We start from the raw sequence: 23036 nt of genomic DNA, 5'->3' as shown, positions 1-23036 counted from the left end.
CGCGATGCGCCGCGACGTCTAGCGCGAGCCGCGCACGCGCCGCAACTCGTCGATCACGAGCAGCACCGCGCCGATCGTGATCGCGCTGTCGGCGATATTGAATGCGGGCCAATGCCACGTGCGAACATGGAAATCGAGAAAGTCGATCACATGGCCGTACGCGAGACGGTCGATAACATTGCCGAGCGCGCCGCCCAGAATCAGCGCGAGCGCGGTGCAGAACATCTTTTGCGCGCCGTGGCGCTTGAGCAGATAGCAGATCACCAGCGCCGCGACGATGCCGAGCGCGGTGAATGCCCAACGCTGCCAGCCGCCCGCCATCGCGAGGAAGCTGAAGGCCGCGCCGCGGTTGTAGACCAGCACCAGGTTGAAGAACGGCGCGAGCACGACGCCCTGGCCGTAGGCCAGAATCTTCGCGACCGCGATCTTGCTCAACTGGTCGAACAGGATGACGATCAGCGCGACGCCCAGCCACGGCGCCAGCGAACCGCTACTCGACGACTTCGACAGGGTTCGAGCCATTATGCCGCGCTCCTCGTTTCACCGTTTCCGAACAGATTGCTGAAGCATCGGCCGCACAGGCCCGGATGGTCGGCGTGTGCGCCGACGTCTTCGCGGTAGTGCCAGCAGCGCTCGCACTTCAGATACTTCGACGTGATCACCTCGACGCCTTCTTCCGCTTCCGATGCCACCTTGACGACCGTTGCCGCCGACGTGATCAGCACGAACTTCAGGTCGTCGCCGAGGCTGACGAGCGCATCGTAGCGCGCGCCGCTCGCACGGATTTCCACTTCGGCCTGCAACGACGAACCGATCAGGTTCGCGCCGCGCGCTTCTTCCAGCGCCTTGGTCACGTCGCTGCGAGCGGAACGCAGCAGGGTCCATTTGTCGAGCAGATCGCCCGCATTCGGCACGGCCGGATACGCGTGATAGGTCTCGGTGAAGATGGTCTCGCTGTTCGGGCTGAAGATCTTCCACGCTTCTTCGGCGGTGAACGACAGGAACGGCGCCATCACGCGCAGCAGACCGTGTGCGATGTGATACAGCGCGGTCTGTGCGGAACGGCGCGCGACCGAATCCGGCGCTGTCGTGTACAGACGGTCTTTCAGCACGTCGAGATAGAAGCCGCCGAGGTCTTCGGAGCAGAACGTCTGCACCTTCGCGACCACCGGATGGAACTCGTACTTGTCGTAGTGCGACAGGATGTCGTTTTGCAGATTGGCCGACAGCGCAACCGCGTAACGGTCGATCTCCAGCCAGTCTTCGACCGGACGCGCGTTCGTGTCGAAGTCGAAATCGGACAGGTTCGCGAGCAGGAAGCGCAGCGTGTTGCGGATCCGGCGATAGCCTTCCGTCACGCGCTTCAGGATTTCTTCGGAGATCGCGAGTTCGCCGGAGTAGTCGGTCGACGCGATCCACATACGGATGATTTCCGCGCCGAGACGGTTCGCCACTTCATGCGGATCGATACCGTTGCCGAGCGACTTGCTCATCTTGCGGCCTTCGCCGTCGACCGTGAAGCCGTGCGTCAGCAGCGCGTTGTACGGCGGACGGCCGTCGAGCATCGACGCGGTCAGCAGCGACGAATGGAACCAGCCGCGATGCTGGTCCGAGCCTTCCAGATAGAGGTCGGCCGGGAATTGCAGTTCGTCCTTGTGCGAGCCGCGCAGCACGTGCCAGTGCGTCGTGCCCGAGTCGAACCAGACGTCGAGCGTGTCGCGGTTTTTCTCGTACATGTTCGCTTCATCGCCGAGCAGTTCGCGCGGATCGAGCGTTTGCCACGCCTCGATACCGGCCTTCTCGACCCGTTGTGCGACTTCTTCGAGCAGTTCCGGCGTGCGCGGATGCAGCGCGCCGGTTTCCTTGTGCACGAAGAACGCCATCGGCACGCCCCACTGACGTTGACGCGACAGCGTCCAGTCAGGGCGGTTCGCGATCATGCTGAACAGGCGCTGCTTGCCCCACGACGGATAGAACGCCGTGTTTTCGATCCCTTCGAGCGCGGTTTCGCGCAGCGTCCGTTCGCTGTCGTTCGGCTTCAGGTCCATGCCCGCGAACCATTGCGACGTCGCGCGATAGATGATCGGCGTTTTGTGACGCCAGCAGTGCATGTAGCTGTGCAGGTACTTTTCGGTGTAGAGCAGCGTGCCGGCTTCGTCGAGCGCTTCGACGATCTTCGGATTCGCGGCCCAGATCGACAGGCCGCCGAACAGCGCGAGCGATTCGATATAACGGCCGTCGCCCATCACCGGGCTGACGATGTCCGAATCGGACATGCCGTGCGCCTTGCACGAGACGAAGTCTTCGACGCCATAAGCGGGCGACGAGTGGACGATGCCGGTACCGGTTTCCGTGGTTACGTAGTCGCCGAGATACACCGGCGCGGTGCGCTTGTACGACGGATGCGCGCCCGACAGCGGGTGATTGAAGCGGATTTCCGACAGATTCGCGCCGACGGTCGTGGCGATCACGCTGCCTTCGAGGCCGTATTGCTTCAGGCACGCTTCGACGCGTTCTTCGGCGAGAATCAGCAGTCCGCGCGGCGTATCGACCAGCGCGTAGACGATTTCCGGGTGCACGTTCAGCGCCTGGTTGGCGGGGATCGTCCACGGCGTGGTGGTCCAGATTACGACGCCGCCTTCGACGCCGCCGTCACGTTGCGGCAGCGCGTCGAGGCCGAACGCCTGCGCGGTTTTGGCCGGTTCGGCGAACGTGAACAGCACGTCGATGGTCGGATCGGTCTTGTCCTTGTACTCGACTTCCGCTTCAGCCAGCGCCGAGCCGCAGTCGAAACACCAGTTGACCGGTTTCAGGCCGCGGAACACGTAGCCCTTTTCCATGATCTTCGCGAGCGCGCGGATTTCACCGGCTTCGTTCGCGAAATTCATCGTCTTGTACGGGTTGTCCCAGTCGCCGAGCACGCCCAGACGGCGGAAGCCGAGCTTCTGCTTTTCGATCTGCTCGGTTGCGTAGGCGCGCGCCTTTTCCATCACTTCGATGGCCGGCAGCGACTTGCCGAACTGCTTTTCGATCTGGATTTCGATCGGCATGCCGTGGCAATCCCAGCCCGGCACGTAGACCGCATCGAAGCCCGCCAGATTGCGTGCCTTGACGATCATGTCCTTCAGGATCTTGTTCACCGCGTGGCCGAGGTGGATGTCGCCGTTCGCATACGGCGGGCCATCGTGCAGAATGAACTTCTTGCGGCCTTTGGAGGCGGCGCGGATCGTCTCGTAGACCTTGCGCTCCTGCCATTCCTTGACCCATTGCGGCTCGCGCTTGGGCAGGTCGCCACGCATCGGGAACGGCGTGTCGAGCAGATTGACCGGATATCGGGATTGGGGTTTCGAGTCGGCTTTCTTGTTGCTCATGATCAGGTCGCGGTGGATTCGATGAACTCAGTGTGAGCGGTAGCGGCGCGATGCTCGCGCAGCGGCGCGGGGCGCGCCGTGCCGGGACAACCGTGGAATGCACGGACGAACCCGGCGTGACGCGTGTCGAGGGTACGCAGGCGCGACGCGCCGGAGCGTACCGCGGCGGCTATCTAATTCGGTCGGTGGCCGAGGTGGCGAAACCGGTGGAACCGCTGCCCGGCGGAGTGTCGCCGGTGTGGCCCATACCATTCACGCCCATCGCCGCGAACCACTCGCGCGCATTGACGACGTCGCGTGCGATTGCAGCAGTCAGCGTTTCGAGGTCGATGTACTTTTCCTCGTCTCGCAACTTTTTCAGGAATTCGACGCGCACGAGTTTGCCATACGCGTCGCCGTGCCAGTCGAGCAGATGCACTTCGAGCAGCACGCGGCCGGAATCGTCCACCGTGGGGCGCAAGCCGAGACTTGCGACGCCCGGCAGCGGTTGATCGCCCAGGCCGTGAACCCGCACGACGAAGATGCCTGCGAGCGCTGGACGCTTGTGCGCGATAGGCAGGTTCAACGTGGGGAAGCCGAGATCGCGGCCGAGTTTCATGCCGTGCACGACATGGCCGCTGATCAGGTAATCGCGGCCGAGCGCGCCACGCGCGGCGTCGAGGTCGCCCGCCATCAGCGCGGCGCGCACGCCGGAGCTGGAAATGCGTGCACCCGACGGATCAGCGACCGTGGCCATCTGTTCGACTTCGAAGCCGTGATGCTGACCCGCTGCCTTGAGCGATGCGAAGTCGCCGGCGCGTTTCGCGCCGTAACGGAAGTCGTCGCCGATCATCACCCAGCGCGCGTGCAATCCGTTGACGATGATCCGCTCGACGAACGATTCCGGCGACTGGCTGGCGAACGTGTGGTTGAAGTGTTCGACGACCACCCGGTCGACGCCGTTGGTGCGCAGTGCTTCGAGTTTGTCGCGCAGCATCGCGATGCGCGGCGGCGCGCCGGCGGGATTGAAATACTCGCGCGGGTGCGGCTCGAAGGTCATCACGCAGACGGGCAGACCGCGTGCATCGGCGGCGGCCCGGACATGGGCGAGCAGCGCCTGATGGCCGCGATGGACACCGTCGAAATTGCCGATGGTCAGCGCGCAGGGCGACCGGCTTTCGGCATTGGGAAGACCGCGGAAGACTCTCACGATAGCGGGTGGTCGGTAGGGCGGCAGGCACGCCGCAAAACAAACGATTATAAACGCTCGGAGCCGGACTCGGCGGCGCGCGGCGGATCGACGGTCCCCGAATGATAAAATCCGCGAATGAAAAAACTCGTCATCCTGATTTCAGGGCGGGGCAGCAACATGGAGGCCATCGTTCAAGCGTGTTTGCGCGAGCGCTGGCCGGCGCGGGTCGCCGCCGTGATTGCCAACCGTCCGGACGCCGCGGGCCTTGTGTTCGCGGCGTCGCAAGGCATTCCCACGGCGGTGATCGATCACCGCCAGTATCCTGACCGCGAAAGCTTCGACGCCGCGCTGGCCGGCGAAATCGACGCGTTCGCGCCCGATCTGGTCGTGCTCGCGGGCTTCATGCGCGTGCTGACGGCCGGTTTTGTCGACCGTTACGCGGGGCGCATGATGAACGTGCATCCGTCGCTGTTGCCCAGCTTTCCGGGCCTGAAGACGCATCAGCAGGCGCTCGACGCCGGCGTGCGCGTGCACGGCGCGTCGGTCCATTTTGTCACGTCGCAGCTCGATCACGGTCCGATCGTGCTGCAATCCGTCGTACCCGTTGTGACCGGCGATGACGCCGCGGCCCTGTCCGCGCGCGTGCTCGCCACCGAACACCAGATTTATCCGCGCGCGGTACGCTGGTTCGTCGAAGGGCGTCTCGCCCTCGACGGCCTGCGCGTCGCGCTTACGCCGCCGGAGCCCCAATGGCTCTTTGACGACACATGTAACAAAAGCAATAACGTCGCCGGGGAGGGCGTATGAGACTGCATGGATTTTTGATTGGACAAACCGAAACCTTGCTGGCCGAGGTTTTGAAACTGGCCGGCCCGGCCGATGCTGCCACCAGCCGCTTTTTCCGCGCGCACCCGAAACTCGGGCACGGCGAGCGCGGCGTGATCGCGGAAGCGGTGTTTGCCGTGCTGCGTCGCCGGATGGAATTCGCGCATCTGGCCGAAAGCGGCACGGGCAGCCCGGCACGCCGGATGGCCTTGCTCGGTCTGATGCAAACGGCCGGCCGTAACGCGCTGAAGCCGTTCGTGTCGGACCAGGAATCGCACTGGCTGGAACACGTGTCGAAGATCGACCCGGAAAGCCTGCCGCTGCGCATCCGGATGAATCTGCCCGACTGGATTTATCAGGCGCTGTCCACGCGTTTCGAAGCCGACGAACTGGCGCAACTGGCCGCGGCGCTGAACTATCCGGCGCCGCTCGATCTGCGCGCGAACCCGATCAAGGCGAGCCGCGACGACGTGCTGACGGCACTGTCGAAAGCCGGCATCGAAGCCGGCGCGACGCCGTTTGCGCCGTTCGGCGTGCGGGTGGTCGGCAAGCCGCCGCTCACCAAGCTCGACGCGTTCCAGCAAGGCTGGCTCGAAGTGCAGGACGAAGGCAGCCAGTTGCTGTGCTCGCTGGTCGCGCCCAAGCGCGGCGAGATGATCGTCGACTTCTGCGCGGGCGCGGGCGGCAAGACGCTGGCACTAGGCGCGGCGATGCGCTCGACCGGCCGTCTGTATGCGTTCGATATTTCGGATCGCCGTCTCGCCAAGCTGAAGCCGCGTCTCGCGCGCAGCGGCCTGTCGAACGTGAATCCGGTGCTGATCGACAGCGAACACGACGCCAAGATCAAGCGCCTCGCGGGCAAGATCGATCGCGTGCTGGTCGATGCGCCGTGCAGCGGATTGGGCACGCTGCGTCGTAATCCGGATCTGAAATGGCGCCAGTCGCCGGATTCGGTGGCCGAACTGGCACCCAAACAGCTGTCGATTCTCACGAGCGCCGCGCGTCTCGTGAAGAAGGGCGGCCGTCTGGTCTACGCGACGTGCAGTATTCTCGACGCGGAAAACGAAGCGGTTGTGGAGAAGTTCCTGTCGGCGCATCCGGAATTCGTCGTGGTGCCTGTGCGCGACGTGCTCGCGGATCAGCGGATCGAGCTGGAAATGGGCGATTACCTGTCGATGTGGCCGCACCGTCATGCGACGGACGGTTTCTTCGCAGCCGTTCTGGAGCGTCGCGGCGACGCGAAGCCGGCAAAGGCGGCAGCGAAAGCCGACGAAACGGCTGAAGCCGTAGCGGAAACGGCAGCGGAAACGGAAACGCCGTCGGAAGCCTCGCCCGAGGCCGCATCCGACGCCGCGCCCGCAGCCCCGGCCGACGACTCGGCGGCCTAAGGCGGACGCGACGGGCCGGTCGTGCGTTGTGTGAAGCAGCGCGCGACCGGCCCGTCGCTTTTTGGTCATCACCATGCAACCACGCGTCTTTTCTCACATGTTCGCCGACGTCGTCCGCGACTTCGGTGAGCCTGTCCTTCTGTGGCAGGCCGGCGTGCTGGTCGGCACGCTCGCGCTTGCCTGGTACCTGTCGCGGCTCTTGCGGCGCACCCTCGACGCGCGCCGTCAGGCTCGCCATCAAAGCTTGCCGTTCGGCGCCGAAAGCCTGAACCGCGCGTTTTTCCCGCTGCTCGGCGGCGCGCTGATGTGGCTGGCCGCGTCGATCGCCGGACAGTTCATCCATACATCGCTGCTCGATCTGGCGCTGGTGCCGTTGCTCGGTATCGGGCTGATCTACATCGTCTTTTTCCTCGCGCGACGCGTGTTCAGCGGCAACGGCGAGACCCACGCGTGGCTGTTACTGATCGAGCGGATCGTCACGGTGGTCGTCTGGATCGCCATGGTGCTGACCGTGATGGGCATTCAGGACGACGTGCTCGGCTGGATGGCGAGCGTCAAGTTCCGGATCGCCAACGCGCATATGACCCTGCTGTCGCTGACCACGGGTCTGTTGTGGGTCGCGATCACGATGATCGTCGCGATGTGGCTCGGCTCGACGTTCGAAGAGCGCCTGATGCGCGCGCGGACGCTCGATGCCAACCTCAAGGTCGTGGTGGCGCGCGTCGGACGTGCGCTGTTCATGATGGCGGCCATTCTGATCAGCCTGTCGCTGGTCGGGATCGACATTACGGTGCTGGGCGTGTTCGGCGGTGCGCTGGGCGTCGGCCTCGGTTTCGGCTTGCAGAAGATCGCGAGCAACTACGTGTCGGGTTTCATCATCCTGATCGACCGCTCGTTGCGGATTGGCGACACGATCAACGTCAGCGGTCTGCAAGGCCGGGTCACGCAGATCCGCACCCGTTACACGGTGGTGCGGGGTCTGGACGGTATCGAAACGCTGGTGCCGAACGAAAAGCTGATCACCGATGTCGTGCAGAACCAGTCGTCGTACCTGACGCGCGGTTATGCGAAGGTGGCGGTGCAGGTTGCGTACACGTCCGACGTCGAGCACGCGATGACGCTGCTCAAGCAAGCCGCCGACGACGTGCCGCGGGTCTTGCAGGATCCGTCACCGACCCCATATCTGGTGAGCTTCGGCAGCGACGGTATCAATCTCGAACTCGGTTTCTGGATCGAGGACGCGGCAACCGGAACGTCGGGAGTGCGATCGAATGTGAACCGAAACGTGTGGCGGCTGTTCTCCGAGCACGGTATTTCGATCCCGTTTGCGCAACGCGAAGTGAGAATCGTCGGTCCGGCCGGCGACATGCTGTCGCAAGCGGTAATAAATCCCGAAACGCCATCGGATCTGCCTGCGAGCGGCGCCTGACGCACATTCGCAACATCCGGACGACCGCAAAATGTCGTCCGGATGCCCCTCCAGCGACGGTCGAGCTTTGTCCCTTAACAAAAAATCTTCAATTGTTACAAACACTTGGAACGCTTGAAGTAGAATATCGTCCAATCTCGCTGTTCGCTTTCACTTTCTTGACATTGGCCCTTTTCCGGGCGATTGTCTTGGCAATCCCGTCTCTCGTTACTCAGGTAAACAACTTTGTTGAATTCCCTGCTTGATTTCCTTGCCCACGGCCTGCTGCGCTTCTCCTGGTTGCAACTCGTGCTCTACACGCTGGTCGTTACGCACATCACCATTATTGGTGTGACCGTGTATCTGCACCGCTGCCAGGCGCATCGCGCGCTGGAGTTGCATCCTATTGCGAGTCATTTTTTCCGGTTCTGGCTGTGGATGACCACCGGCATGCTGACTGGCCAGTGGGCGGCGATCCACCGTAAGCACCACGCCAAGTGCGAAACCGAAGAAGATCCGCACAGCCCGCAAACGCGCGGTCTGATGAAGGTTCTGCTCGAAGGTGCCGAACTCTATCGCGCTGAAGCGAAAAACGAAGAAACGATGCGCAAGTTCAGTCACGGCACGCCGAACGACTGGATGGAACGCAACGTCTACACCAAGTACCCGATCCTCGGCATCAGCCTGATGATGGTCATGAACGTGGCGTTGTTCGGCATCGTCGGTCTGACGGTCTGGGCGATCCAGATGGTGTGGATCCCGTTCTGGGCGGCTGGCGTTGTCAACGGTCTCGCGCACTTCTGGGGCTATCGCAACTTCAATTCGTCGGATGCGAGCACGAACCTGCTGCCGTGGGGCATCATCATCGGCGGCGAAGAACTGCACAACAATCACCACACGTACGCGACGTCGGCGAAGCTGTCGAACAAGTGGTACGAGTTCGATATCGGCTGGATGTATATCCGCATCATGTCGGCATTCCGTCTTGCCAAGGTCAAGAAGGTTGCGCCCACGCCGCGTCTGTCCACCAGCAAGCTGGTGCTCGATCAGGACACGCTGCAAGCCGTGCTGGCCAACCGCTATGAAGTGATGGCGCGTTACGGCAAGGCACTGAAGCGCGCATATCGTCAGGAACTCGCGCATCTGAAGGAAGTAGGCGCACGTGAAAAGTATCAGGTGATGCGTGGTGCGCGTAGCTGGTTCCACAAGGAAGAGGCAGGCCTCGACGAGCCGCAGAAACGTCAGTTGCCGCAAATCTTCGCTGACAGCCAGAAGCTCGCTACATACATCGAACTGCGCCGCGAGTTGTCTGCGATGTGGGAACGCTCGAACGCATCGCGCGAACAGTTGCTGGTTCAGCTTCAAGACTGGTGCCATCGCGCTGAAGAAAGCGGCATCAAGGCTTTGCAGGAATTTGCGATGCGTCTGCGTCGTTATGCCTGAGTACGAAATCCGTTAAGATTTCGGCACGTCACAAAACCCCGCGTTGGCGGGGTTTTGCTTTTTGGGCTGCCGAAAACGTAGGCGGCAAATCAGCAGGGCAGAGGAGATTATGATTCAGCAGGCGATCAGGAGCGTCGAATACGACCGGCCGCAAGCGCAAGGCGTAACCTGTGGGATCGGCCAGGCGTGGGCGAAGGTGCCGGACACGCCGTCGGCGGCTGAAAAACTCGCGTTGAAAGCACGAATCCGCGCGCTCCTCGAGCGTGAAAGGGCGGTGCTGGTCGCGCACTATTATGTCGATCCGGAGCTTCAGGAGCTGGCCGACGAGACCGGCGGTTGCGTCGCAGACTCGCTGGAAATGGCCCGCTTTGGCCGCGATCACGCTGCGCAAACGCTCGTGGTTGCCGGCGTCCGGTTCATGGGCGAAACCGCGAAGATTCTGAGTCCGGACAAGCGCATTTTGATGCCCGATCTGGATGCCACCTGCTCGCTGGACCTGGGTTGTCCGGTCGATGAGTTTTCCGCTTTCTGTGACGCGCATCCGGATCGCACGGTCGTGGTCTACGCGAACACCAGCGCGGCTGTGAAGGCGCGGGCCGACTGGATGGTGACGTCGTCGATCGGGCTGGATATCGTCGCCGATCTGCACGCGCGCGGAGAGAAAATCCTGTGGGCGCCGGATCGGCATCTTGGTGGTTACATCCAGGAAAAGACCGGTGCGGACATGCTGATGTGGCAAGGCTCCTGCCTCGTCCACGACGAGTTCAAAGGCATCGAGCTCGATTTGCTGCGCGCCGAGTATTCGGGCGCGAAGGTGCTCGTGCATCCTGAATCGCCGGCAGGCGTCGTGGCGCAGGCCGACGTGGTCGGTTCGACGACCCAGTTGATCGACGCCGCACAGCGTCTCGATGCAACGCATTTCATCGTCGCGACCGACCTGGGCATTCTGTACAAGATGCGCATCGCCGCGCCCAACAAGACCTTCATCGCCGCGCCAACCGCGGGCAATAGCGCCACGTGCAAAAGTTGCGCGCACTGTCCGTGGATGGCGATGAACGGCCTCACGAACCTCGCCGATGTGCTGGAGCGCGGTCACAACGAAATTTTCGTGGATCGCGCGATCGGCGAGCGAGCACGGTTGCCGATCGATCGCATGCTCGATTTCGCCGCGCGTCAAAAGAAGCGCGTGCAGACAAGCGGTGATTTCGCGAACGACAACGCGTTATTCGCAAATGTGGGGCCGGCGTAATGAGTTCAGCGGAAGTCAATCTGGACGGTGCGGTGTCACCGTTGTTCGGCGAAATTCGCGCGCAATACGGCGACGCGTTCGGTGCGGCACTCGCCCGCAATGTCGCGGATGCGCTCGATGAAGACGTCGGCAGCGGCGATCTGACCGGCCTTCTGGTACCAGCCGACGATGCGCGCGACGCGCGAATCATCGTCCGCGAAGATGCGGTGTTGTGCGGCGTGCCGTGGTTCAACGAAGTGATGCGGCGCGTCGACCCGGCCATCAGCGTGAACTGGCGCTATCGCGAAGGCGACCGGATGACGGCGAATTCGACCGTCTGCGAGTTGCGCGGCGCGGCGCGTTCGCTGCTGACGGCCGAGCGCAACGGCCTGAATTTTCTGCAACTGCTGTCAGGCGTTGCGAGTGCCACGCGGCGTTATGTCGATGCGATCGCACACACGCAAACGCGCGTGCTCGATACCCGCAAAACCTTGCCTGGCTTGCGTCTCGCGCAAAAATACGCGGTTCGCGTCGGCGGCGGCGCGAATCAGCGGCTTGCGCTGTATGACGGCATTCTGATCAAGGAAAACCACATTGCTGCCGCAGGCGGCGTCGGCGCGGCGATGGACGCGGCGCTCGCGCTCGACGCGGGCGTGTCGATCCAGATCGAAGTCGAGACGCTTGCCCAGCTCGAAATTGCGCTCGCACATCGGGCGCAATCCGTTCTGCTGGACAATTTCTCGTTCGACGCGATGCGCGAGGCGGTCCGGATCACGGCAGGTCGCGCGGTGCTGGAAGTGTCCGGCGGCGTCAATTTCGACACGGTCCGGACGATCGCCGAAACGGGTGTGGATCGAGTGTCGATCGGCGCGCTGACCAAAGACGTGCGGGCGACCGACTATTCGATGCGTTTCGTTTGATCACGGCGGGTATTGTGGGCAAAAAAGAACGGCCACTTCTGTGGCCGTTTTTTATTGCGCCGAACGCGCGGTCAGTGTTGCGTGGTTAGACGTTACGGTTCCGTACGTTTTCCGGCGACAACACCGTCGGCAGGGCTTTGGGCAGCGCGGCCGGCCAGTCCCGGCTGAAATGCAGCCCCCGGCTTTCGCGACGTGAGCGCGCGCTATCGACTATCAACGACGCGACGTCGACGAGGTTACGCAGTTCCAGCAAGTCACGGCTGACCTTGAAGTTCGCGTAGTACTCGTGGATCTCGTCGCGAAGCAGGGACAGTCGATGCTTCGCGCGCGCGAGCCGCTTGTCGGTTCGCACGATGCCGACGTAATTCCACATCAGCCGGCGCAGCTCGTCCCAGTTGTGCGCGACCACCACTTCCTCGTCCGGGTCCGATACGCGGCTTTCGTCCCAGTCGGGCAACGGCGCATGAACTGCCGCGCCGAATCCTTCCTCTTCGATGGCTGCCGCAGCCGACCGCCCGATCACGATGCATTCGAGCAACGAGTTGCTTGCCAGCCGGTTCGCGCCGTGCAGACCGGTGCAGGAGGTTTCGCCGACGGCGTAGAGCCCCGCGAGATCGGTGCGTCCGGCCAGGTCCGTCACAACGCCGCCGCAGGTGTAGTGTGCGGCCGGCACGACCGGAATCGGCTCTTTCGTGATGTCGATGCCGAATTCCTTGCAGCGAGCGAGGATCGTCGGGAAATGCTCTTGCAGAAATTCGGCCGGTTGATGGCTGATGTCGAGATACACGCAGTCGATCCCGCGCTTCTTGATCTCGAAATCGATCGCGCGCGCGACCACGTCGCGCGGCGCGAGCTCCGCGCGTTCGTCGTGATCCGGCATGAAGCGCGTGCCGTCCGGGAGTTTGAGGATGCCGCCTTCGCCGCGCACCGCTTCCGAAATCAGGAACGACTTGGCGTACGGGTGGAACAGGCAGGTTGGATGGAACTGGATAAATTCCATGTTCGACACGCGGCAGCCGGCGCGCCACGCCATCGCAATGCCGTCGCCGGTGGCGGTGTCGGGGTTGGTCGTGTAGAGGTAGACCTTGCCCGCGCCACCGGTGGCGAGCACCGTGTGCGCAGCTTCGATGGTCACGGTGCGGCCGGTTTCGATGTCGAGCGCGTACAGGCCGTGACAACGGCGACCGGGCAGGCCGAGCCGGTCGGACGTAATCAGGTCGATCGCGCAATGATTTTCGAGCAGCGTGATATTCGGATGACGGCGAACGCGCTCGGACAAGGTCGCGACGACGGCGTGGCCGGTCGCGTCGGCCGCGTGAATGATCCGCCGATGGCTGTGGCCGCCTTCGCGCGTCAGGTGAAAACCGAGTTCCGCTGCGTTGTCGCGCGTGAACGGCACGTCCTGGTCGATCAGCCACTGAATGGCCGCGCGCCCGTGTTCGACGATGTAGCGCGTTGCCGCCTCGTCACACAAGCCGCCGCCGGCTACGAGTGTGTCCCGCACGTGATTCTCGATGCTGTCCGCGGAGTCGAGAACGGCCGCGATGCCGCCTTGGGCCCAGTCGCTCGCGCCATCGGTCATCGAGCGCTTTGCGATCACCGCCACGCGACGCGTTTCCGCGAGATTCAGCGCAACGCTCAAGCCCGCAAGGCCGCTGCCGACAATCGCCACATCGAAATTCATCTGCCGCATCTCCGTCGTTCGTTTTGCCGTCGGTGCGCAACGTGGTGCGCATTACCGCAAACAAGTTAGCAATGAACGGGAAAGGATACGCGCGCGCGCTCGCAACGGAAAGCTGGCCAAATGGAATAGGCGTGAATGTTTCTCGCAAGAATCGCTCGCGCAAAGCAAAAAGCCCCGCACGAGTGCGGGGCTTTTTGCGTCGAACTGACGCGGAAACCGAGCTTACTTGATCTTGGTTTCTTTGTACTCAACGTGCTTACGGACGACGGGATCGAACTTCATGATCGCCATCTTTTCCGGCATGTTGCGCTTGTTCTTCGTGGTGGTGTAGAAGTGACCCGTACCTGCGGTCGATTCCAGCTTGATCTTGTCGCGTGCGCCTTTTGCCATGATTTACTCCTTAGGCTTCGCCGCGTGCGCGCAGATCCGCGAGCACGGTGTCGATACCGTTCTTGTCAATCAGGCGCAGACCGGCGTTCGAGACGCGCAGACGCACCCAACGGTTTTCGCTTTCGACCCAGAACCGGCGATTCTGCAGGTTCGGAAGAAAACGACGCTTGGTCTTGTTGTTCGCGTGGGAAACGTTGTTGCCGCTCATCGGCGCTTTCCCAGTTACTTGGCATACGCGTGCCATGAGAGCACTCCTAATACGCTAATTCTGAGTTCGAACGCCGTGAAAGTATCCCGGAGAAGAGGCTGGTACGAATGCGGGTTAGTGCATTGAACCGCTACTTTTCCGGAAAGCCTTGGTGGCTTCGGAACAGGGGTTGGAAACAGGCAAACCAGGATTCTAGCAGGGAAAATCCCGAAAAATCAAACCTTATTTGCGACAGCCGAGCCTTGGCGGACATCGGTGAGACTCGCGCCGGCACGGCCGGAGCGCCGTGCGACAACACTTTTCAGGACCAGTCGGCCCTCGCGAAAGAGTAGGTGTCGTGTGCGCCGATTACCAGATGGTCGATCAACTGGACATCGATCAGCGCAAGGGTATCGCGCAAAACCTGAGTCAATTGACGATCGCTCGCGCTGGGTTTGACGGCACCGGAGGGGTGATTATGCGCCACGATCAGGCTTGCTGCATTAGCCGCGAGCGTTCGACGCACAATTTCTCGCGGATAGACCGCCATTCGCGTCAGCGATCCGCGTGAATTCTCCTCGGTCCGGATCAGCCGATGCCGCGCGTCGAGGAACAGGCAAACGAACACCTCGTAAGGCCGGGCGCCGATCAGCAGGCGCAGATAATCTTCGACGGAGTCGGGTGAATCGATCAGCGGACGCTCGCGCATTTTCTCCGCCAGCGCGCGCCGCGCCATTTCGATGATCGCCAGCAATTGCGCACGTTTGGCCGGGCCGACGCCGCGCAGCCCGGCGAAATCTTCGGGCGTCGCATCGAGCATCGCGCGCAACGAGCCGAAGCGTTGCAGCAACGAACGCGCGATGCCGAACACATCGTGGCCCGCCATGCCCGAGCCGAGCACCAGCGCGACCATTTCCGTGTCGGACAGGGCGGCCGTCCCGGCGTCGAACAGGCGCTCGCGCGGCATGTCGCGGGTGGGCCAACCTTGTCGCTTGCGCGAGATGGTGTCGGCAATGGAAAAATCTGTCGCCACGAGGTCGTCAGGTGGCGCGTCGGCCCACTCGACGCATGAGTCGAGGTCCTCGGCATCATGTGGCAGGTGCGAGGTTTCACGCGCCTCCACCCCGTCCGGCAAGGGTTTCTGGAGGGTGCTGACAAGCTGGTTCATCACATGATTCTCCGCAAAGGGTGCTGCGCGCGGGTGCGGCGACCGACAGCGCTTCGTGCCGGACGTCGAACCGCAGTCAAATATGTGGCTTACAATAGGCGTTTGCGCTTGGCACCATGACGGTTTGCCACACGCGCCAACGGCGCCGACAAGCTCCGGTGGCCCGCGTGCAGCGCGTCCCGAACGAACGAGTAACGCATGAGCATCATCGACATCTCTGAAGTGAAATCCGGTTCGCACGTCACGCTTCACTACCGGCTTTCCCTTGCCGATGGCGCCGAAGTCATCAGTACCTTCAACGACAAGCCCGCCACGCTGCTGCTGGGCGCCGGCCAACTTGCGCCGCCGCTCGAAGACATTCTGCTGGGTTTGAAGGTCGGCCACCATTCGACCGTTCAGCTAGCGGAAGGTCAGGCTTTCGGTCCGCGCAACCCGGAATTGATCCAGCGCGTGTCGCTGGCGACGCTGCGCGAAAACAGCATGATCGGCGAGGATTTTTCGCCGGGCGACCTGGTCGAATTCAACGCGCCGGGCGGCGGCCGCTACGCCGGCGTGCTGAAAGAAGTGGGCGAAACCTCCGCCCTGTTCGATTTCAATCACCCGCTTGCCGGCCAGGCGCTGGCGTTCGAAGTGAAAATCATCGGAATCCTGTAACTATGACGAGCATCACGGATACGACTCTCGCCGAAGCCGAGATCCTGCTCGCGCAACCGCGCGGTTTCTGCGCCGGTGTCGACCGGGCAATCGAAATCGTCGAGCGCGCGATCACGCTGCACGGCTCGCCCATCTACGTGCGCCACGAAATCGTCCACAACGCTTATGTGGTCGAGGATCTGCGCAAGAAAGGCGCGATCTTCATCGAGCAGCTGGAAGAAGTGCCGGCGGGCAATACGGTCATTTTCAGTGCGCACGGCGTGTCGAAGGCGGTTCGCGCCGAGGCCGAGTCGCGCGGGCTGCGCGTGTACGACGCCACCTGTCCGCTCGTGACCAAGGTGCATATCGAAGTCGCAAAAATGCGCCAGGACGGTTTCTCGATCGTCATGATCGGCCACAAGGGCCATCCGGAAGTCGAAGGCACGATGGGCCAGGCGGGCGAGGGCATGCATCTCGTCGAAGACATCGAAGACGTCCAGAAGCTCGACCTTGCCGATCCCGACCGTATCGCGTTCGTCACGCAAACCACGCTGTCGGTGGATGACGCGGCGCAGATCATCGGCGCGCTGAAGGCGAAGTACCCGGCCATTCGCGAACCGAAGAAGCAGGACATCTGCTACGCCACCCAGAACCGTCAGGACGCCGTCAAGTTCATGGCGCCGCAGTGCGACGTGGTGATCGTGGTTGGCAGCCCCAACAGTTCGAATTCGAACCGTCTGCGCGAACTGGCTGAAAAGCTCGGCGTGCCGTCCTACATGGTGGACTCGCCCGACCAGATCGATCCGGTCTGGGTCGAAGGCAAGCGCCGTATCGGCGTGACGGCGGGCGCGTCGGCGCCGGAAGCGCTGGCTCAGGCGGTGATCGGCCGTTTGCGTGAACTCGGCGTGCGCAACGTGCGCGCGCTCGAAGGCATCGAGGAAAACATCGCGTTTCCGCTTCCGCGAGGCTTGGGCATTCCTGCCTGACACGCGTTCAAACCGCAAAAAAGCGCGCCAACGGCGCGCTTTTTTTATTTCTACGCGTCTCCAGCAAACGTTTCACACAATAAAAATTCGGGGACACATCAAATTTTTAGTGTGAAAACGCACCCAAAAACCCGACAATTTTTTTGGTGAAGTACCCTAATTTTGATGGCTGCGCTTCGATACGTCCCCATTATTAACGTGCGGTTGATGACGAATTGCACCGTGTTGGTGCGCAAGGTTTTTCCAGCGGTTCGGCGCTGACGCCCGCGGCTTCCACTGTTAAATCAAGCGCTACGAACCCAGTCGCGCAACAGTTGATGCAACGGTTGTCTGCGGTGGTGCAACTGGTGCACGAAAATGAGTCGCAACCTGGTTGCTACTTTTGACGAAAGTTCGACTCAAAAAGCGGTTGCAATGCAGGAAAACCCTGCCGTTTCAACAATATTGCCCATCGCAAAATTGGAGTTACAATGCGCGCGTTCTCAAGGCCTCCGGGGCTTGGGACACCGAAATTGCAAGGCGCGGGAGACCTAATTAATGCGAGTCGAGTTTGCTTACGCCGTGTCCATCGCGGCCGCGGTTGCGCTGTTGACCGCGTGCGGCAAGAAGAATGAAGGCGAGGCAGGCACAGGCGCATCGGCTGCTGTTTCGGCAGCCGCGCCGGCAAGCGATGCAACCATCGTCCGGATCGGTCATGCCGGTCCGTTGACGGGTGGCATTGCGCACCTCGGTAAGGACAATGAAAACGGGGCTCGCCTCGCGATCGAAGAAATCAACACGCAGGGTTTGACCATCGACGGTCGCAAGATCCAGCTCGAACTCGATGCGCAGGACGACGCCGCCGATCCGAAGACCGGCACGCAAGTCGCGCAGAAGCTGGTCGACGATCACGTCGTGGCCGTGGTCGGCCATCTGAATTCGGGCGTGTCGATCCCGGCGTCGAAGATTTATAGCGACGCCGGCATCGTGCAGATTTCACCGTCGTCGACCAATCCTGCGTATACACAGCAAGGTTTCAAGACCACGTACCGGGTCGTCGCCACCGACGCGCAGCAAGGTCCCGCGCTCGCCGGTTACGCGACCAAGGCGCTCAATGCAAAGCGCATCGCGATCGTGGACGACGCAACCGCCTACGGCAAAGGTCTCGCGGACGAATTCGCGAAGAGTGTCGAGGCAAGCGGTGCAAAGATCGTCGCGCGCGAAGCGACGACTGACAAGGCCACGGACTTCCGGGCCATCCTCACGAAGATCAAGAGTGTTCATCCGGACGTCATCATGTTCGGCGGAATGGACGCAACGGGCGGGCCTTTCACGAAGCAGGCGGCCGCGCTCGGAATCGGGGCAAAAATCCTTGGCGGCGACGGCGTGTGTACCGACAAGGTAGGGGAGCTGGCGGGTACCGCCGTGCATAACCTGGTGTGTTCGGAAGCGGGACTCGCGCTTTCGAAGATGGACAAGGGAGCGGACTTCCAAAAGAAGTACGAAGACCGCTTTCACACGCCGGTGCAGATTTACGCACCGTTCACGTACGACGCTGTGTACGTGATAGTCGATGCAATGAAGCGCGCTAACTCGATCGACGCGCCCAAGGTGCTGGCTGCGATGCCGTCCACCGACTACAACGGTGTAATCGGCCATATCGCATTCGACGACAAGGGTGATTTGAAAGAGGGTGCCATTACGCTTTACGACTTCAAGGACGGCAAGAAAGCGGTTCTCGACGTCGTGAAGATGTGAGCGGGACGTATAGCCTGACGGCACCGACCCACCCAACGGTGCCGTTTTTGCATCCGCCTGCGGCATGCCACCAACTGCAACCCGGTTGATTGGCGTGCCGGTGACGGATAACCCTTACCGGTCTTTTACATCAGTACCCGCAGTGCCGTTGCGATTCCGTGAAGCATCACCGCCCACCGGCTGATGAACCACGCGAATCCAGTCGCACGGGCTAAGGAGCAATAAATGGATATTTTCATCCAGCAGATCATCAACGGACTGGTGCTTGGCAGCGTGTACGCCATCATCGCACTGGGCTACACGATGGTTTACGGCATTCTGGGCATCATCAACTTCGCCCACGGCGATGTGTTGATGGTGGGCGCGATGGTCGCGCTCTCGGCTATCGGCGTGCTGCAGAACCATTTTCCGGGTCTCGGCCATGTGCTGACACTCGTCATCGCGCTGGTCGTTGCGGCCGTGGTGTGCGCGATAGTCGGTTATACGATCGAACGGGTTGCGTACCGGCCGCTGCGCCGCGCGCCGCGCCTCGCACCGCTGATCACCGCGATCGGCGTGTCGATCCTGCTGCAAACGCTGGCCATGATGATCTGGGGCCGTAATCCGCTGGCTTTCCCGCAGCTTCTGCCGACCGATCCGCTCAACGTGATCAAGGCCACGGATACGACGCCGGGCGCCGTGATCTCGATGACTGAAATCGTGATCATCGTGGTTGCGTTCCTCGTGATGGCCGGTCTGCTGCTGCTGGTGCACAAGACCAAGCTGGGCCGCGCAATGCGCGCGATCGCGGAGAACCCGAACAACGCCAGCCTGATGGGCGTGAACCCGAACTTCGTGATCTCGGCAACGTTCATGATCGGCTCGGCGCTGGCCGCACTGGCCGGCGTGATGATCGCGTCGGAATACGGCAACGCGCACTTCTACATGGGCTTCATCCCCGGTCTGAAGGCCTTTACCGCAGCGGTGCTGGGCGGGATCGGCAACCTCGGCGGCGCGATGGTCGGCGGCGTGCTGCTGGGCCTGATCGAGCAGCTGGGCGCGGGTTACATCGGCAATCTGACCGGTGGCGTGTTTGGTTCGAACTACCAGGACGTGTTTGCGTTCATCGTCCTGATTATCGTGCTGGTGTTCCGTCCGTCGGGTCTGCTCGGCGAACGTGTCGCGGATCGAGCTTAATTCCAGGCCATAAGGAGTTATACAAATGACCTCAATTCAACCGATCGAGCCGTCCACGACCTTGATCCCCGAGAAGAACCGCACGAAGACGCTGACGGTCGGCATCATCACCGCGGTATTCGTGATCCTCGCGCCGATGATCATCGGCGCGGCAGGCGGCAACTATTGGGTCCGCGTGCTCGACTTCGCGATGCTGTACGTGATGCTCGCGCTCGGCCTGAACGTCGTGGTGGGTTTCGCAGGCTTGCTCGACCTGGGCTACATCGCGTTTTACGCGGTCGGCGCCTATGTCACGGCGCTGCTGAGCTCGCCGCACCTGTCGTCGCAATTCGAGTGGATCGCGCACTTCGCGCCGAACGGTTTGCATGTGCCGTTCCTGATCATCATCCCGTGTGCGATGGCGGTCGCGGCGCTGTTCGGGATTCTGCTCGGCGCACCGACGCTGCGTCTGCGTGGCGACTACCTCGCGATCGTGACCCTGGGCTTCGGGGAAATCGTCCGGATCTTCATGAACAACCTCGACCGTCCGGTGAACATCACCAACGGCCCGAAGGGGATCACGGCGATCGACCCGATTCACGTCGGCGACTTCAGCCTCGCGCAATCGCACTCGCTGTTCGGCATCAACTTCCCGTCGGTGTACTCGTACTACTACGTGTTCGTACTGTGCGCGCTGCTGGTGATCTGGGTGTGTACGCGTCTGCAACACTCGCGTATCGGCCGTGCATGGGCCGCGATCCGCGAAGACGAAATCGCCGCGAAGGCGATGGGCATCAACACCCGTAACGTGAAGCTGCTGGCTTTCGCGATGGGCGCATCGTTCGGCGGTCTGTCGGGCGCGATGTTCGGCTCGTTCCAGGGCTTCGTGTCGCCGGAATCGTTCACGCTGTCGGAATCGATCGTCGTGCTGGCCTGCGTGGTGCTGGGCGGTATGGGCCACATCCCGGGCGTGATTCTCGGCGCGGTGCTGCTCGCCGTGCTGCCGGAATTCCTGCGCTCGACGATGGGTCCGCTGCAGAACATGCTGTTCGGTCACGAGATCGTCGATACGGAAGTCATCCGCCAGCTGGTCTACGCACTCGCGATGGTGCTGATCATGCTCTATCGCTCGGAAGGCCTGTGGCCGTCGCCGAAGCACGAAGACAAGATCGCCAAACTCGCGAAGCGCGGCGCCAAGAAGCCGGTGCGCGCCTAAAGGCAGGCTGGGAGAAAACACAATGAGCACTACTGTGAGCAACGATCAAGTCCGTCTGTCCGTCAAGGGCGTGAACAAGCGTTTCGGCGGCCTGCAGGCGCTGTCGGAAGTCGGACTGGAAATCAAGAGCGGCCAGATTTACGGCCTGATCGGCCCGAACGGCGCAGGCAAGACCACGTTTTTCAACGTGATCACGGGTCTCTACACGCCGGACTCCGGCGAGTTCAAGCTCGACGGCACGCCGTACACGCCGACTGCTGTGTATCAGGTCGCGAAGGCCGGTATCGCGCGGACGTTCCAGAACATCCGTCTGTTCGGCGGCATGACCGCGCTGGAAAACGTGATGGTCGGCCGTCACGTTCGCACGAAGCACGGTCTGCTGGGCGCGGTGTTCCAGACCCCGGCGGAGCGCCAGGAAGAGCGTGAGATCAAGGAACGCGCGATCGAACTGCTCGAGTACGTCGGCATCGCGCAATACGCGGATTTCACGTCGCGCAACCTGTCGTACGGTCACCAGCGTCGTCTGGAAATCGCCCGTGCGCTGGCCACCGATCCGAAGCTGCTCGCGCTGGATGAGCCCGCCGCCGGCATGAACGCAACGGAAAAGGTCGAGCTGACCAAGCTGCTCGACAAGATCCGCGCGGACGGCAAGACGATCCTGCTGATCGAGCACGACGTGAAACTGGTGATGGGTCTGTGCAACCAGATGACGGTGCTCGACTACGGCAAGGTGATTGCGCAAGGTCTGCCGCAAGACGTGCAGAAGGATGCGAAGGTGATCGAGGCTTACCTCGGCGCGGGAGTTCATTGATGGCAGCGACTATGGCAACGAGTGCAAATACCCCGATGCTGAAAATCAAGGGTCTGCAGGTCAACTATGGCGGTATTCAGGCCGTCAAGGGCATCGACCTGCAAGTGGAGCAGGGCGAACTGGTCACGCTGATCGGCGCGAACGGTGCGGGCAAGACCACCACGATGAAGGCGATCACCGGCCTGAAGGCGTACTCGGCAGGCGATATCGAGTACATGGGTCAGTCGATCAAGGGTCTGCCCGCGCACGAACTCCTCAAGCGCGGTCTGGCGATGGTGCCGGAAGGCCGTGGCATCTTCGCGCGCATGTCGATCATCGAAAACATGCAGATGGGCGCGTATCTGCGTAAGGATACGGAGGGCATCAAGGCCGACGTCGATCGCATGTTCGGTTTCTTCCCGCGTCTGAAGGAACGTGCAGCGCAGTTTGCCGGCACGTTGTCGGGCGGCGAGCAGCAGATGCTGGCGATGGCGCGCGCGATCATCAGCAAGCCGAAGCTGCTGTTGCTGGACGAACCGTCGATGGGTCTGTCGCCGATCATGGTCGAGAAGATCTTCGAAGTGGTGCGTGCGATTTCCGGCGAAGGCATGACCGTGCTGCTGGTCGAGCAGAACGCGCGTCTCGCGTTGCAAGCGGCGAACCGCGGCTACGTGATGGATTCCGGTCTCGTCACGATGTCCGGCGACGCGAAGCAGATGCTGGATGATCCGAAGGTGCGTGCAGCGTACCTCGGCGAATAAGCCGGCTCGATACCCGCTGTCGTGGGGTTAAAAAAAGCCCGTATGCGTGCCAACGCATACGGGCTTTTTATCGTGCGCCGACGCTTCGAGCGCCGATGTTCACGCCGTCGATTCGAGCGCCGCGCCGTCGAGCCGTTTGCCGAGACTGATCACGGCATCCGCGCGATAACCGAGCGCTTCGTAGAACGCCTGCACCTCGGCTTTCGCGCTCAACACCTGCAGATTCACCTTCGGGCAGCCGCGCGCGATCAATGCACGTTCGGCATGCGCGACCAATTGCGTGCCGATCCCATGACGACGCGCCGACGCATCCACCGCGAGCGAGTACATCCAGCCGCGATGGCCGTCGTAACCGGCCATTACCGTGCCGACGATACGCGTATCGCGCGTCGCGACGAAGAACAGTTCCGGCTGCGTCGCGAGCTTGTTCGCGATCGACAGATGCGGATTGCGCTGCGGCCGCGTCGGATCGCGATACTCGGGAAACGCGTCCTGCCACAACCCAACGACAGCTTCGGTATCGCGTGCGTCGAAGCAGCGGATCGCAACGGATGAGACTTCGTTCATCGTCATGT

General features: G+C 62.1%; 21 protein-coding genes. 13 read left to right on the top strand and 8 right to left on the bottom strand.

What is annotated here, in order from left to right:
* Positions 1-18: 18 nt before the first annotated feature.
* From lspA to PW947_RS21820, 3 genes are all read right to left on the bottom strand, one after another.
* The gene (lspA, locus tag PW947_RS21830; protein ID WP_299634480.1) at positions 19-522 is read right to left on the bottom strand and encodes a signal peptidase II; all 504 of its coding nucleotides are present in this window, start codon (positions 520-522) and stop codon (positions 19-21) included.
* Entirely contained in the window at positions 522-3371 is a 2850-nt protein-coding gene (ileS, locus tag PW947_RS21825; protein ID WP_299634479.1) for an isoleucine--tRNA ligase, read from the bottom strand. Before ileS ends, lspA begins: the two co-directional genes overlap by 1 nt.
* A 169-nt stretch (positions 3372-3540) precedes the next feature.
* Positions 3541-4560, bottom strand: a complete 1020-nt coding sequence (locus PW947_RS21820) for a bifunctional riboflavin kinase/FAD synthetase (protein ID WP_299634478.1) — start codon at positions 4558-4560, stop codon at positions 3541-3543.
* Between the two features lie 117 nt (positions 4561-4677).
* Here PW947_RS21820 and purN point away from each other — a divergent pair, with 117 nt between their 5' ends.
* From purN to nadC, 6 genes are all read left to right on the top strand, one after another.
* Entirely contained in the window at positions 4678-5349 is a 672-nt protein-coding gene (gene purN / locus PW947_RS21815; RefSeq protein ID WP_299634477.1) for a phosphoribosylglycinamide formyltransferase, read from the top strand.
* Positions 5346-6755 (top strand): RsmB/NOP family class I SAM-dependent RNA methyltransferase, encoded by a 1410-nt coding sequence (locus PW947_RS21810; RefSeq protein ID WP_299634476.1) that lies wholly within the window; start codon positions 5346-5348, stop codon positions 6753-6755. Before purN ends, PW947_RS21810 begins: the two co-directional genes overlap by 4 nt.
* 73 nt (positions 6756-6828) lie before the next feature.
* Positions 6829-8184, top strand: a complete 1356-nt coding sequence (locus tag PW947_RS21805; RefSeq protein WP_299634475.1) for a mechanosensitive ion channel domain-containing protein — start codon at positions 6829-6831, stop codon at positions 8182-8184.
* A 225-nt stretch (positions 8185-8409) separates the two neighbouring features.
* A complete protein-coding gene (locus PW947_RS21800; protein ID WP_299634474.1) occupies positions 8410-9606 on the top strand; it encodes an acyl-CoA desaturase in 1197 nt (398 codons plus the stop codon).
* 112 nt (positions 9607-9718) lie between these two features.
* On the top strand, positions 9719-10855 hold the full coding sequence (gene nadA / locus PW947_RS21795; protein WP_299634600.1) for a quinolinate synthase NadA: 1137 nt from the start codon (positions 9719-9721) through the stop codon (positions 10853-10855).
* Positions 10855-11754, top strand: a complete 900-nt coding sequence (nadC, locus tag PW947_RS21790) for a carboxylating nicotinate-nucleotide diphosphorylase (protein ID WP_299634473.1) — start codon at positions 10855-10857, stop codon at positions 11752-11754. Before nadA ends, nadC begins: the two co-directional genes overlap by 1 nt.
* 85 nt (positions 11755-11839) lie before the next feature.
* On the opposite strand, the gene nadB is transcribed toward nadC, so the two are convergent.
* The 4 genes from nadB to radC all read right to left on the bottom strand — a co-directional run bounded on the left by nadB (position 11840) and on the right by radC (position 15183).
* Entirely contained in the window at positions 11840-13438 is a 1599-nt protein-coding gene (nadB, locus tag PW947_RS21785; protein ID WP_299634472.1) for an L-aspartate oxidase, read from the bottom strand.
* A gap of 222 nt (positions 13439-13660) precedes the next feature.
* Positions 13661-13828: a 50S ribosomal protein L33 gene (gene rpmG, locus PW947_RS21780; protein ID WP_121281636.1), complete on the bottom strand. Its 168-nt coding sequence runs from the start codon at positions 13826-13828 to the stop codon at positions 13661-13663.
* A 10-nt stretch (positions 13829-13838) separates the two neighbouring features.
* Positions 13839-14072, bottom strand: a complete 234-nt coding sequence (rpmB, locus tag PW947_RS21775; RefSeq protein ID WP_007586227.1) for a 50S ribosomal protein L28 — start codon at positions 14070-14072, stop codon at positions 13839-13841.
* A gap of 265 nt (positions 14073-14337) precedes the next feature.
* A complete protein-coding gene (gene radC, locus PW947_RS21770; protein ID WP_299634471.1) occupies positions 14338-15183 on the bottom strand; it encodes a DNA repair protein RadC in 846 nt (281 codons plus the stop codon).
* A 198-nt stretch (positions 15184-15381) separates the two neighbouring features.
* Between radC and PW947_RS21765 the strand changes: the two genes are divergently transcribed.
* From PW947_RS21765 to PW947_RS21735, 7 genes are all read left to right on the top strand, one after another.
* A complete protein-coding gene (locus tag PW947_RS21765) occupies positions 15382-15837 on the top strand; it encodes a peptidylprolyl isomerase (protein WP_299634470.1) in 456 nt (151 codons plus the stop codon).
* A 2-nt stretch (positions 15838-15839) separates the two neighbouring features.
* Positions 15840-16802, top strand: a complete 963-nt coding sequence (gene ispH, locus PW947_RS21760) for a 4-hydroxy-3-methylbut-2-enyl diphosphate reductase (protein ID WP_299634469.1) — start codon at positions 15840-15842, stop codon at positions 16800-16802.
* A 537-nt stretch (positions 16803-17339) separates the two neighbouring features.
* Positions 17340-18539: a branched-chain amino acid ABC transporter substrate-binding protein gene (locus PW947_RS21755; RefSeq protein ID WP_299634468.1), complete on the top strand. Its 1200-nt coding sequence runs from the start codon at positions 17340-17342 to the stop codon at positions 18537-18539.
* 225 nt (positions 18540-18764) lie between these two features.
* Positions 18765-19715, top strand: a complete 951-nt coding sequence (locus PW947_RS21750) for a branched-chain amino acid ABC transporter permease (RefSeq protein ID WP_299634467.1) — start codon at positions 18765-18767, stop codon at positions 19713-19715.
* 25 nt (positions 19716-19740) lie between these two features.
* Positions 19741-20910 carry an ABC transporter ATP-binding protein gene (locus PW947_RS21745; RefSeq protein ID WP_299634466.1) on the top strand — a complete coding sequence of 390 codons (1170 nt, stop codon included), beginning with the start codon at positions 19741-19743 and terminating at the stop codon, positions 20908-20910.
* A 34-nt stretch (positions 20911-20944) separates the two neighbouring features.
* Entirely contained in the window at positions 20945-21721 is a 777-nt protein-coding gene (locus tag PW947_RS21740; RefSeq protein ID WP_299634599.1) for an ABC transporter ATP-binding protein, read from the top strand.
* A 35-nt stretch (positions 21722-21756) separates the two neighbouring features.
* Positions 21757-22461, top strand: a complete 705-nt coding sequence (locus PW947_RS21735; protein ID WP_299634598.1) for an ABC transporter ATP-binding protein — start codon at positions 21757-21759, stop codon at positions 22459-22461.
* 99 nt (positions 22462-22560) lie between these two features.
* Here PW947_RS21735 and PW947_RS21730 read toward each other — a convergent pair whose 3' ends face one another.
* Positions 22561-23028, bottom strand: coding sequence for a GNAT family acetyltransferase (locus PW947_RS21730; RefSeq protein WP_299634465.1), 468 nt, complete (start codon positions 23026-23028; stop codon positions 22561-22563).
* Between the last annotated feature and the right edge of the window lie 8 nt (positions 23029-23036).

It is taken from the genome of Paraburkholderia sp. (genome assembly GCF_028283785.1).
GTDB lineage: Bacteria > Pseudomonadota > Gammaproteobacteria > Burkholderiales > Burkholderiaceae > Paraburkholderia.
The sequence above is the reverse complement of the archived record's forward strand: the minus strand, read 5'-3'. Positions and strand labels throughout refer to the sequence as shown.